13 protein-coding genes are annotated in these 12,405 nt (G+C 58.4%); all 13 read right to left on the bottom strand.

Annotation, left to right across the window (positions count from 1 at the left end):
- Window positions 1-28: 28 nt before the first annotated feature.
- Entirely contained in the window at window positions 29-1,336 is a 1,308-nt protein-coding gene (locus ACO07T_RS06580; protein ID WP_209064475.1) for an ATPase, read from the bottom strand.
- A 156-nt stretch (window positions 1,337-1,492) separates the two neighbouring features.
- Window positions 1,493-2,026: a prepilin peptidase gene (locus ACO07T_RS06575; RefSeq protein ID WP_422048740.1), complete on the bottom strand. Its 534-nt coding sequence runs from the start codon at window positions 2,024-2,026 to the stop codon at window positions 1,493-1,495.
- A gap of 12 nt (window positions 2,027-2,038) precedes the next feature.
- A complete protein-coding gene (locus tag ACO07T_RS06570; protein WP_209087500.1) occupies window positions 2,039-2,887 on the bottom strand; it encodes a tetratricopeptide repeat protein in 849 nt (282 codons plus the stop codon).
- 30 nt (window positions 2,888-2,917) lie between these two features.
- Window positions 2,918-3,478 (bottom strand): tetratricopeptide repeat protein, encoded by a 561-nt coding sequence (locus tag ACO07T_RS06565; RefSeq protein ID WP_209064481.1) that lies wholly within the window; start codon window positions 3,476-3,478, stop codon window positions 2,918-2,920.
- A gap of 25 nt (window positions 3,479-3,503) precedes the next feature.
- A complete protein-coding gene (locus tag ACO07T_RS06560; RefSeq protein WP_422048739.1) occupies window positions 3,504-4,478 on the bottom strand; it encodes a type II secretion system F family protein in 975 nt (324 codons plus the stop codon).
- A gap of 12 nt (window positions 4,479-4,490) precedes the next feature.
- The gene (locus ACO07T_RS06555; protein WP_209079627.1) at window positions 4,491-5,459 is read right to left on the bottom strand and encodes a type II secretion system F family protein; all 969 of its coding nucleotides are present in this window, start codon (window positions 5,457-5,459) and stop codon (window positions 4,491-4,493) included.
- A gap of 6 nt (window positions 5,460-5,465) precedes the next feature.
- Complete coding sequence (locus ACO07T_RS06550; RefSeq protein WP_422048738.1) at window positions 5,466-6,938, bottom strand: CpaF family protein; 1,473 nt, start codon at window positions 6,936-6,938, stop codon at window positions 5,466-5,468.
- Window positions 6,939-6,952: 14 nt separating this feature from the next.
- Complete coding sequence (locus ACO07T_RS06545; RefSeq protein WP_209087497.1) at window positions 6,953-8,191, bottom strand: AAA family ATPase; 1,239 nt, start codon at window positions 8,189-8,191, stop codon at window positions 6,953-6,955.
- 299 nt (window positions 8,192-8,490) lie between these two features.
- Window positions 8,491-9,144, bottom strand: coding sequence for an OmpA family protein (locus ACO07T_RS06540; RefSeq protein ID WP_209087495.1), 654 nt, complete (start codon window positions 9,142-9,144; stop codon window positions 8,491-8,493).
- Window positions 9,145-9,158: 14 nt separating this feature from the next.
- Window positions 9,159-10,556: a type II and III secretion system protein family protein gene (locus tag ACO07T_RS06535; protein ID WP_209064493.1), complete on the bottom strand. Its 1,398-nt coding sequence runs from the start codon at window positions 10,554-10,556 to the stop codon at window positions 9,159-9,161.
- A 252-nt stretch (window positions 10,557-10,808) separates the two neighbouring features.
- Complete coding sequence (gene cpaB / locus ACO07T_RS06530; RefSeq protein ID WP_209064495.1) at window positions 10,809-11,678, bottom strand: Flp pilus assembly protein CpaB; 870 nt, start codon at window positions 11,676-11,678, stop codon at window positions 10,809-10,811.
- Between the two features lie 212 nt (window positions 11,679-11,890).
- A complete protein-coding gene (locus ACO07T_RS06525) occupies window positions 11,891-12,091 on the bottom strand; it encodes a hypothetical protein (protein ID WP_209064498.1) in 201 nt (66 codons plus the stop codon).
- 94 nt (window positions 12,092-12,185) lie between these two features.
- Window positions 12,186-12,398: a hypothetical protein gene (locus ACO07T_RS06520; protein WP_209064500.1), complete on the bottom strand. Its 213-nt coding sequence runs from the start codon at window positions 12,396-12,398 to the stop codon at window positions 12,186-12,188.
- Window positions 12,399-12,405: the final 7 nt, after the last annotated feature.

Raw genomic sequence — 12,405 nt, 5'->3', positions numbered from 1 at the left:
CTGAGACTGTCTTTGGCAATGGGGCCTGTTACTTCACAATGTGCTCGTCTTTCACAAACATATTGGACCAGGCGCGGTCGATCAGGTCAGGACGCATCTGGTAGGGAATGCCCTCAAATTCGCAGATGGAAATCATCTGGTCGATCAGGAACACCGGCTGATAGTTCGCATAGGTGTTGTCGATCGTGGGGTATTTGGTTTTCAGCAGGTGCACGAGGCTGGCTTCGTCCAGCGGCAGGCCTTTTTTCTTCGCCACAAGTGCGAAGATTTTCAGGAAGTTCTCCTGACTTGGGCCATCGATTTTGATCTTGTAGAAGATCCGGCGCAGCGCCGCTTGGTCAAAGATCTCATTCGGGTGGAAGTTGGTGGAGAAAATGACAAGCGTGTCAAAAGGCACCTCGAATTTCTCACCGGACTGAAGGGCAAGGATGTCTTTGCTTTCCTCAAGCGGAACAATCCAGCGGTTCACGAGCGCCTGAGGCGGCTCTTCCTGGCGGCCCAAGTCGTCCACGATGAAGATGCCGCCGCTGGATTTCAGCTGCAAAGGTGCCTGATAGGTGCGCGCGGTTGGGTTGTAGACCAGATCGAGCATGCTGAGGGACAGCTCACCCCCGGTGATCACGGTGGGGCGGTCACATTTGACATAGCGGCTGTCAAAGCGCGCGGTGCGGCGCAGGCTCGACATGTCTTGCTCTTCGGCCTCAGCGGCAGAGTGCACAATCGGGTCATAAACGGTGATCACCTGACCGGCGTATTCGATGGCGTGGGGCACATAGACCTTGTCGCCCATCGCGTCGCGAATGCCGTTGGAAATCGAGGATTTACCGTTGCCCGGAGGGCCGTACATCAGGATGGAGCGGCCGGAACCCACAGCCGGTCCCAACTGATCCAGCAGGGTGGGGGGCAGGATGAGATGCCCCATGGCGTTGGTCAGTTGGTCCCGGGTGATCTGGATGTTGCGGATGGACTGGCGTTTGACCTGCTCGCGGTAGACTTCGAGCGGCACTGGCATGGCGCCGAAATACTCGGACTGGGCCAGCGCATCCATGGCGCGGGATTTGCCGGCGTCGGTGAGCTGATAGCCCATCTCATTGCCGCTGTTGGCGTTGAGTGTGCCGGTGGCCTCAAGCAGCTTCTGCTCGCGCGCCATATCCACCAGTTGTTGGGTGACGGCGATGGGCAGGCAGACGGCTTTGGCGATTGCGGTGACCATGTCCACGTTTTTGCGGAAGATGGTTTTCAGCAGAATGTCCCGCATCATGACAACAGGCAGTTGCATGTCTTCGAGCCGCTTGGGGGGCGGCGGGGCCATCACATTGGTGGTCTGCATATTCATGGATGGATCGCTCCTAATCGGGCCACGGCTGGCCCCATTGCTGTTTCCATCTCATAGACAATCAAAAGGTGGCGTTTTTTGGGCCGCATCAAGCCGCGAAGGTGAAGCTTGTGCAGACAGCGCCTCGTAAAAAAGCGCCTTCGCCAGATGAGGGCGTTACTGGCCGTAAAGAGCGCCAAGCAGGAGGTAGGTGCAGAGCATCAGGCCGATGCCGGTGCCCATGGGCAGGGTCATCTGATCGCCTTTGCCCACTGCCACGCCGTCGGCCGAGGGTTTCAGCCGCCATGCGGCCCAGTCGGGCGCTAGTTTGCGCAGCGGTGTGAAGCGCACGATCAAGGTGGCAACGGTGGCGGCGATCAGCGAGGCAAAGGCAATCCACATCATGTCGCCCGCGTCTGCGCGATCCACAAAAAGCGCGCCCACGGCGGCCATTTTCACGTCGCCAGCCCCCATCTGCCGGAGCATCCACATCAACAGGAGGATGGCAAAGACCACCGCGTAATTGGCGAAGCGCCAGACAAAATCCATCAGCGGCAGGGAGGCGAGGCCGACCACAACAAAGACGGCAAAGAGCGCCCAAACGGTCATGTTGCTGATCCGTTTGAACTTCATGTCGACATAGAAGGCATACAGGCAAATCGGGAGCGCCAAGATCAGCGACCATAGCGCAAAACTGCTGGAAACCTGCATCTTTATAAAGCCTTAGGTGCGCTCAAGCGCATCCAGAGCACGGACCGCCGCCTCAAAGTGCTGCGGGTGCGTTTCGATGGCTTCGCGCAGCAGAACCTTGCCGGTTTCGGTGTCGCCCTGCTTGATCGCGGAAAGCGCAAGCGTGTGCAGCAGCTGCGCGCGCTCGGTTTGTACCATGGGCACCACAGGCAGCGTGTATTTGCGCTGCGCGCCACGGGCGAGAACCATGTTGTTCTTGGCGGTGAAGAGCGTGCTGTCCTGACGGATGGCCTCGCCAAACAGACGTTCCGCTTCGGCATAGTCGCCGCGGGTCAGTTTGGAGTAACCCCAGTTGTTCATCACACCACCGGGGCGGGTGGTGAGACCTACGGCGATTTCATAGAAGCTGTCGGCGCGGTTCCATTCCTGATTGCTGTCCGCAATCATGGCCTCAAGGCGATAGCGCTTGAAGGTCTCATGGGTGGGGGGAATGCTGTCCAGCGTCTTTTCGGCTGCGTCCCACTGGCCCGCGCGGATCTGCGCATCGGCGAGATCAACGCGGTCGTTTGCGGTGCTCTCTTTGTGCTTGGTGACACGTGTCCAGGCCGGGACGGCCTCGGTGAAGCGTTTGGCACGCACATAAGACACCGCCAGCCCACGCTGAATATCAATGCGGTCAGGGTTGTCGTTCAACGTGCGTTGGAAATAGGCAATGCCTTCGTTTGGGTCCGCTACCGTCAGCATCACATCTGACAGGTTGCTTTCATCCAGCGCGTTCACGTCCTGAATCGCGCGCTCAACGCTCTCTTGGTCGCTATCGGAGCAGGCTGCCAAAACAGCCAAGCTTAGCCCGCAGATCGACCCCAACACAGTATGGCGCATTTTTGCGTCCTTTGCTGCTCGTGCCTTCAACTATGGTGTCTGACGGATGAGATAGTCACTGCTGCCCCGTCGAACCAACTTATATTCTTGTGGTTTTTCGTCAGCATAGCTGGGTTGATTCGATTTTGCGAGCGCTAAGCGCAAATTATCCCGGATTGCGTCACTTTCGCCATTGTCCAGCGCATAGGCCCGTCTGAGGATCTGTTCGGCCTCGGCGTTTTTGCCCTGTTCCATCAGCGCAACGCCAAGATTGTTCCAGGTTTCGGGGTTTGTGTCGTCCGCCTGTGTGGCCTCGCGCAGCATGGTTTCCGCCTGTCCCAAGCGGCCCATGACCAAATTGGCGGTGCCGACAGCAGAGATCACCTCGGGGGTGCGGCCCTGATCCACGGCGGCGCGCACAAAGGCGTCCATGGCCAGCTCATATTCGCCCGCATCCATCAGGCGCCAGCCCACAAGCAAACCGTCAACCGCCGGTTCAGAGCGGTCCACGGCGGGCGCGTAGGGGCTGTCTTTGGACGCCCCAAGGCCGCCCGTGTCACAGGCGGCCAGTGAAAATGCTGCGATAAGGGCGCAGGCCCGAAAACCTGTCATCTTTTTTGCTTTTGCTCGTTTTGCCTTATTGGCCGAGCTGTGTGATCCCGATCACGGATGGGCTGACCAGAATGATCAACAGCGGCGGCACTGTGAGCATCATTGTGGCCAATGTCATCTTTGTTGGCAACTTGTTTGCCGCCTCTTCCGCCCGCATCACACGTTTGTCACGCATCTCTCCGGCATAGACCCGCAGGGCCTCGGCAATCGAGGTACCAAAGGTGGCGGACTGGATCAGCACGGTCACAAAGGAGGACACATCCTGCACGCCGCAGCGCTCGCCCATGTCAGAGAGCACCTGAGATTTGTCCTTACCGGCTTTCATCTCCTGCGCGACGATCTGAAATTCCTGGCTGAGCGCCGGATAGGAGGCGCGCAACTCGGCCGCAACGCGAACGATGGATTGATCGAGCGACTGACCGGCTTCCACGCAAACCAGCATCATATCGAGGCTGTCAGGGAAGCCTGCGGTGATTTCCTCTTTGCGCTCTTCAACGCGGCGGGTCACCCAGTATTTTGGCAGCATGTAGCCTGCCGCACCGGGACCAAGGGTCCAGAGCATCATGTCGGTGGTGCTGGAGTCCGGGGTCTGCTTCACAAAAATGAAGTAGCTCACACCCAAGATCAGACCGCCGATGCCCAGAAGAAACTGCGCCAGGTGATAAGCGCGCACCGCGTCGCGGGAGGGGTAGCCTGCCTGCATCAGTTTGAGGCGGACAGAGCTCAGTTCCTCTTCGCTTTGAGGCTCCAGGAAGGCTTTGTATTTGTCGAGTTTGGCGTTGGCCGCCTTGCGGCGCAGCTTGTCCTGTTGTGATTTCTTGGTGTCTGTCTTGCCGCTTTGCGCGCGCTTGAGCTTTTCGATGGGGTCATCCTGACGGGCGACCATCATGGCGAAAACCAGCAGGGCAAAGAAGCCGCCAAGCACCAGAACAGCGAGTAGGGGACCTTGGGGACCGATCATGTCGGTCAACATCAGGTTCAAGGCTTCCATAGTGGTCATAGGGATTTCTCCTCAAACTTTGATGTTGGTCAGGATTTTCATCACGATGAGGTTCAGGCCAAGGAACATGCCCACGGCGATACAGCCGGGAATGTAGAGCCAGTGGTCTTTGACTTCGTCGTAGTAGTTCGGGTCCATCACGTTGATCACGATCAGCGCCAGAACCGGGAAGGCGGACAGGAATTTGCCAGACCATTTCGCCTCGGCGGTGATGGCTTTCACGCGGCGGAACAGGCGGAAGCGAGCGCGGATCACCTTGGACAGGCCGGCGAGGATTTCCGCGAGGTTACCACCGGATTGCTGCTGGATGGTCACGGCCACAGACAGAAAGCGCATGTCCTGCATGTCTAGGCGTTCGGCCATATCCTTGAGCGCGTCGCCCATGTCGCGGCCATAGGCGGCCTCATCGGCGATCACACCAAATTCGGTGGCCAGCGGGTCTTCGATTTCCTTGGACACGATCTGAATGGCGGAGGAGAACGGGTGGCCCACCCGCAGGCTGCGCACCATGAGTTCGATGGCGTCAGGCAGCTGCTCTTCGATCAGAGAAATGCGTTTGTTGGCCTTCATCGACACCCAGGTGAAGACGCCGCCAACCCCCATCATCACGCTGATGGCGGCGCGGGTCACAGTGCCTGTTTGCGTGCCGACGGAGAGACCCACAAAGGCAAAGATGGTGAGCGCGACCATGATCAGGATCAGCTGTTGTGGCGAGAAGGCGATGGCCGCTTTCTGGGCCTTTTCAGCCAGCACCGAATAGAGCGGGATGCCGCGGTTTTCGGTGTGTTGCTTCATCTCCTTGCGGAGCTGTTCCAGCACCTCTTCGCGCTTGGCGCCCTTGTCGAGCATCTCAAGGCGTCGGTTGACGCGGCTGTTCAGGCTGATCGATTTGCCAAAAACAGTCAGGTAGATGCCTTCGACCAGAACGAAGACACCCACAAAGATAAGCCCGTAGACAATGAGTTCGGGTGAGAATGGCATGTCGTCTTACCCCGCAGACGGTTCGTAAATTTCAGGTGGCAGGTCATAACCCCAGAGGCGGAAGCGCTCGGAATAGTGGCTGCGCACGCCGGTGGCGGTGAAGTGACCGATAATCTTGTTTTCCGGCGTCAGGCCGGTACGCTGGAAGCGGAAGATCTCCTGCATGGAAATCACATCGCCCTCCATGCCGGTGATCTCGGTGATGGAGGTCATCCGGCGCGAGCCGTCTTGAAGACGGGAGGCCTGTACGATCAGGTTGACCGCCGAAGAAATCTGGCTGCGCACCGCTTTGATCGGCATTTCGATCCCGGCCATGGCGATCATGTTTTCCAGACGGGAGATACCATCGCGCGCGTTGTTGGCGTGGATCGTGGTCATGGAGCCGTCGTGACCGGTGTTCATGGCCTGCAGCATGTCGATCACTTCTTCGCCGCGGGTCTCGCCCACGATGATGCGGTCAGGACGCATCCGCAGCGCGTTTTTGAGACAGTCGCGCGGGGAGACTTCGCCTTTGCCTTCCACGTTGGGCGGGCGGCTTTCCATCCGGCCCACATGGGTCTGCTGCAGCTGAAGTTCCGCCGTATCCTCGATGGTCAGGATGCGTTCGGCGTTGTCGATAAAAGAGCTGAGCGCGTTGAGCGTAGTGGTCTTACCGGAGCCGGTACCACCGGACACAATCACATTGAGGCGCGTGGCCACGGCGGCCTGAAGATAGGCGGCCATTTCCTCGGAAAAGGCACCAAAGCGCACCAGATCGTCGATGCCCAGTTTGTCTTTCTTGAACTTACGAATGGAGACCAGCGAGCCGTCCACCGCAATCGGGGAGACCATGGCGTTAAAACGCGAGCCATCGGCCAAGCGGGCGTCCACATAGGGATTGGATTCATCCACCCGGCGCCCCACGGCGGAGACGATTTTGTCGATGATGCGCAGCAGGTGGCGTTCGTCTTTGAAAACCACATCGGTCAGCTCCAGCTTGCCGGCGCGTTCCACAAAGATCTGCTTGGGGCCGTTCACGAGAATATCGTTGACGGTTTCGTCCTGCAGGAGGGTTTCCAGCGGACCAAGGCCCGTGACCTCGTCATAGAGCTCCTGAAAGACCGTCGTGCGCTCTTCGCGGTTCAGGACAATAGCCTTTTCCTGCAGCACTTCGGTGGCAATCGCCGTGATTTCCGAGCGCAGTTCCCGCTCGGAGGCTTTGTCGAGCGCAGCAAGGTTCAGGTTGTCCAGAAGCTCGCGGTGCAGCTCAAGTTTGATTTCCCCAAGCCGCTCCTTGCGGCGGCGTTCCTTATCGCCCGCGACCACTTCGCCAGCGGCCTGCTGCGCCATCGGGCGGCGCATGATCTTTTTGGCCTCGACCGCAGCTTCCGGTGCAGGGGCCGTGGGGGCGGGCTTTGCAGCTTTCTTCTGCGCGACCGCCGCCTTTTGGGCGACTGCGGCGCTGGGCTTGGCGTCGGCTTTTTTATAGCGGGAGAACATGGGGTGATCCCTCTTTAGGCAGCTTTGTCGTCAGATTGATCGAGCGCGTGCAGGCTGGTGGCCAGTTTGGCGATTTCCTTGCGCAGCGGGTTTTTGGCCGCTGAGACCGCGAGGGGTTGGCCGTGGTCTGAGGCCTGCGCGATCTGCTTGCCGCCGTCCGGCAGGTGCAGATCGATGGAGATGCTCAGGCTTTCGGCCAGACGCTTGACGCGGCTTTTGCCCGCCAGATCTGTAAATTTCGGCGCGCGGTTCATCACGTAGCGCAGCTTTTCAAACGGCAGGTCTTCGGCCTGCAAAGCCCGTTTCAGGCGCATTGCGTTCTGCGCGGAGCGCATGTCGATTTCCATGGTCGCAAAGTAGACATGGGCCGCCTGCAGCACGACTTCGGACCACTGCACAAGCGTGGAGGGCATGTCCACGATCACGTAGTCATAGTGCTTGCGCGCCATTTCCAGCACCCGCTCGATGTCTTCGGGGCCAACCAGATCCAGCGGGATGATGTCTGCGGGCGCGGTGAGCACATGCAGGATGTCTTCGTATTTCTGCAGCGCCTGACCGAAGCTGTCGCTGTCCATACTTTCGGTATCGGTGATCAATTCAAACACCGAGTCCGGGCGTGGCAGATCCAGGTAGGTGGACATGGTGCCAAACTGCAGATCGAGATCGACCAGGCAGACGCTTGGCGGTGTGTCGCCAATGGTTGCCAGCTCCCAGCCGAGATTGGTGGCCAGAGTGGTCGCGCCGGTGCCGCCTGCAAGACCATGCACGGCGATCAACACGCCTTCGCGGGATTCCGAGGAGGCTGACAGGGTGACTTTGCTTTCCGGTCCAGCGGCTTTGGCGGTTGTGGTGGTCCGCAACTTTTCGATGGCGGCCTGAAGCTCGCCCGGTGGCAGCGGGTAGGGGATGAATTCGTCAGCGCCGTGGCGCAGCAAATGGTGCAGGGACGCGGGCGTAACATCCTCTGCAATCAGAAGCGTGCGGATATTGCGGTTGCGTGCCTCTGTGATGATCGCTGTCAGATCGTCCAGCGCGTCTTCATCCATGTCATCAATCGCCAGAGCAATAAATTCCAGATGTTCGGCATCCGGTTGCTCCATGAATGGAAGCGCGTCTTCAAACCCCAGGTCGCCCCATTGCTCCCCAAGCGCCTCTTCCATGTCCACGATCAGAAGCTCAAAATTCTGCACATCCCGGCAAATTGTGCATGCCAGGATCGGACTTTGATCAGTTTGCAGCGGTTCGCTACTCATATTCAGCCTCTAGTTCGCTTGCGCTTGACGCGCGTGATGTTGTGCAGAGGTGCCCACCTCGTTCAGCGTTTGGACTTCAGGGAAGCCCCCAGTGCCGCGAATCTTCGCAAGGGCACTTTGCCTCAAGAACGAACATCCCCCTCAACTGGGGCAACATTGGGGCCAAAAAGCCGAAATTGTGCGGAATTGTGCGACGATCAGCGGGTGGGGCGGGGATCGTTTCCCAAACAAAACAAAGCCGACCCAAGGGCCGGCTTTGTGTAACTCTTTGTTTTGTGAGCGACTTTGGGCTCTTTGTGTTATTCGCCGCCGCCAGAAACCGCGAGGCCGGAAATTGCCGTCGTCGGGAGGGCGCTGTTCACGTATTCGCGATAGACAATTTGGGCATATTTTCCGTCAAGCACGGTGGGGTGGCGATCCACAAAACCTGTGACTTCGGTCACGGTCCGGCGGTTCTGGCGTTCGCGGCCCTGGCTCACGACGAGAGGTTGGGTTTTCCCGAGAGAAACAACCGCTTCAAGCCGGTCGCTGCCGATGCCCTGGGATCCGAGGTAGGCCACAACGGCGCGTGCGCGACGCAGGCCGAGCTGTTTGTTGTAAGCGCTAGAGCCCACCGCATCTGTGTGGCCATAGACTTTGAAGCGCACTTCAGGGAACTGTTTGATCCAGACCGCCTGCTGGCGCAGGATGGCGCGCGCCTGTTCATCAAGTTCGGCGCTGTCAAAGCGGAAGTTCACCATATCCGGCACTTCTTCAGCGAAACGGTTGGCGAGGCTCAAGACGTAGCTTTGATCGCCATTCTGGATGCCAAGGTTATTGACGGTGGCCTGGCCAAATGTGCCGCTGTCAACGACGGAACCAGCTTCGCGGAACCATGACGGCACGGCGCTGTTGTCGCCGTCAGAACAGGCGGCTGCGAGGAAAAGAGTGAGGATTGCCAGTTTCTTCAACATGTCGCGTCCTTCCCTTAATCCATCACGTAGCCGTAAGAGCCATTGAAATCCTGCTTGGCCACTTCACCTGCAGCACCGGTTTGTTTCTTGGTATTGCTGGTCACATGGCCAAAGAGGAAGAGTTCCTGCTCTGTGGGGGGCTTGATCCGATCTGTGGGCAGCGCGAGCGCTTCGCCACGGGTGGGGGTTACCAGATGGGCCGTTACAATGATCACCAGTTCAGATTGTGACCGCTGATAGTCGGCGCTGCGGAACAGGGTGCCCAGAACTGGGATGTCGCCGAGCCAAGGCACCTGGGCATTGTTGTCCAGGAAATCGTCTTCCAGCAGGCCCGCAATCGCAAAGCTTTCGCCGTCGCGCAATTCAACGGTGGTTGCGGCTTCGCGACGTGTGAAGGCCGCGATGTTAAGGCCGCCAGCCACGATGCCGTTTGCTGTATCCAGAGCAGAGACAGCTGTTGCCAGTTCCAGATTGATCAGATCGCCGTCGACCACACGTGGTATAAAGTTCAACTCGATGCCAAACGGCTTGAATTCGACGCTGACTTCGCCGTCTTCACCGGGGCTGGGAACGGGATATTCGCCGCCCGCAAGGAAGCTGGCCTCTTGTCCTGAGAGTGCTGACAGGTTGGGCTCTGCCAACATGCGTGTCAGACCTTTGCGCTCCAGGGCCTGAATCAATACGCCCACTTCGAATGCACCGATGTCCAGATTAAATAGGCCAGCGCCGGTGGAGCCAGTCGAAACTTGGACGCCTCCTCCTTCTGCAGGAGGCAACAGGAATTGACCGGTTTCGATAATGTCACCTGAGCCGGAGATCTGAAGGCTGGTGCCCAAAGCCTTGGACACACTGCGCTGCATCTCGGCAAACCGCACTTTCAGCAAGACCTGCTGTACGCCACCAACAACCAAAAGGTTTGAAACACGCTCTGGCGCATAACGCTCTGCCAGATCCAGGGCACGCTGAAGGCGTTGCGTAGAGCTGACTGTGCCCGACAGGACGATGCCATCATTGGCGGAGCGCACTTCGATTTTCTCATCTGGGAGAATTTGGGTCAGGCGTTCTTTAAATTCGCTAAGGTCAGGGGATACCTGAACCTCGACATTGGTGATCAGCCTGCCGGTTGCATCAAGCAGGGTGAGCGTTGTGATCCCCGGAGATTTGCCGAGCACATAGATCGTGCGGTCCGACAGAGAAGAGATATCTGCAATGGCCGGGTTGGCAATTGAGAGCTCTGCAAAGGGAACGTCGCTTTCCACCACAACGGCGCGGTTCATCGGTACGCCAAGTGAAGAGTTTGTGCCGCTGCGCACCACCCGAAGGCTTTCCGCAGCAGTGGAGGTCGCCATAAGCGGCATAACCCCAACGGCAACGCCCAGAAGAGTCGCGCCAATAAGTCGTCTCATAATCATTGTGACCTGCCTCTCGATCACGCCTCAGTTCGCGGGTCTTTTGCCCACAATTGGCAGCACTCTGCGCCAGTTTGGTAAATATTGCAAGAATCAATGACTTTGGCGGGCTTGTTGATGTGTGGGGCTGTGTGCAGGCAGACACATTCCATCCGTAAGACGTGTGTCGCCTAGGGCCACACAAGAAAAAGGCGCCCGCGATCCGGGGCGCCTTTGAATTGGGCTGGAACCGCTGGCCAGCCTGATTTTTCTGGTTCAGTTCGTGCAGGGGATCGGGATGGTGGACACATTCCCGCCCTTGCGCGTTTTGATGGAGCACACGCGTTCCGGCTCCACCTGAACTACCTCGCGCACTTCCGGTTCGGGTGCATCTTCGATGCCCAGCAGGCGTTTCTGGTCGACTTCGATCACTTCGGCGACCGTGTCATCCCCGGCGCCCACAAGCGAGAGCGACAGACGGCCGGAGCTTTGCGCGAAGTTCAGGGCAGGCACTTGATCGCTGGCAACGGCCACGGTCACGGTGCGGGCGATGCCGCCGCCTTCCATTTCTTCGTTCACGGACTGATCCACGGCGATCAGTTTGACATTAGGCTTGATGAGTTTGGTGAAGTCGCCACGGCGAGAGATGTCGTTTTCGACGCCGCCGGTCCAGTAAACATCCACGCGGTCGCCTGGGCGCAGCAGCCCGGACACGCCGCTGGTGACGTCGACCTTGATGGTGAAGGCGCGCTCGCCCTCTTTCAGACGGGAGCGAATGCCGGCTTCCTGACCCGGTTCGGTCAGCTTGGCCGCGATCAGGACCTCGCCTTTCTCCATGGTGCGCAGGACAACACGTTGTTTGTTGTCGCCGTCAGGGAAGATCTCATCGGCGTTTGTGAACATGCCCTCTGGCATGGCGGCTTTGGGCCATTTGGTGCGGCGCACGTCTTTGAGGGCAAGCTTCTCACCAAACTTCATTTGGCGCGCGACAATAAAGCCATCCACCAGCTCGACGGTTGGCGGCGCGTTTTTGCGGGCCAGCTCGGCCTGCTTGTCGATTTCCTTGATGTAGTTTTGTGCCATGTAGACCGCGAATCCCGCGATCCCCAGACCGAAAAGCAGCACGGCTGCAAAGATACCACGCATGGGTCCCACCTCGTGTTTGTGTCGTTGTGCAAAGAAGGCGCACAGACTGGTTCACGAATGACATTGCTTGGCAAATGTGGCGAATTCAGGGAGCCAAAGGACAGGTTTCGTGACGTCTCTAGATGAAGTGCGCAAGATGCTGACTGGCAAAAACAAACAGGCGACCAAATTGGACGCCTGCTCAGCCATAAAAGCGTGCCAGATGCGCGGTGTTACTGTGTTGGTACTGCCGCGCTGGTCGCGTCTGCGGCATTCAGGGTCACCGCTGCAGCTGTTACCGGCGCGCGCGCCGCAGACTCAATGGCTGCAAAAACAACGATCGCAAGTCCAATAATACCTGCTGTCAGAACGACCCAGTCAACTGTGACCGCGCCCGCTTCATCGTTTTTAAAAGACTTCATAGAACGGATCATTTAATTCCTCGCCGACTGTTGAGATGTCATCAAATTGATAGGCCGGGCGCCCCGCTTATCGCAGTGCGCCCGGCCTATGAGCGCTCTTCAAGAATTAGTTAGAGCTGCTGGTTGTTGCGATGGTGCTGGTTGTTGCGTCAGCAGAGGTAAGTGCCGCGGCTGCTTCGGTGGTCAGGCCGGAAGTGGTGGTTTCGATTGCAGTGAATGCCGCAACTGCGAGGCCAACAACGGCAGCGGTCAGAACAACCCAGTCTACGGTGACAGCGCCAGCTTCGTCTTTGCGGAAGTTTTTGATGAACTTGATCATGGGATTT

It is taken from the genome of Shimia sp. (assembly GCF_965227725.1).
Classification (GTDB): domain Bacteria; phylum Pseudomonadota; class Alphaproteobacteria; order Rhodobacterales; family Rhodobacteraceae; genus Shimia.
The sequence above is the reverse complement of the archived record's forward strand: the minus strand, read 5'-3'. Positions and strand labels throughout refer to the sequence as shown.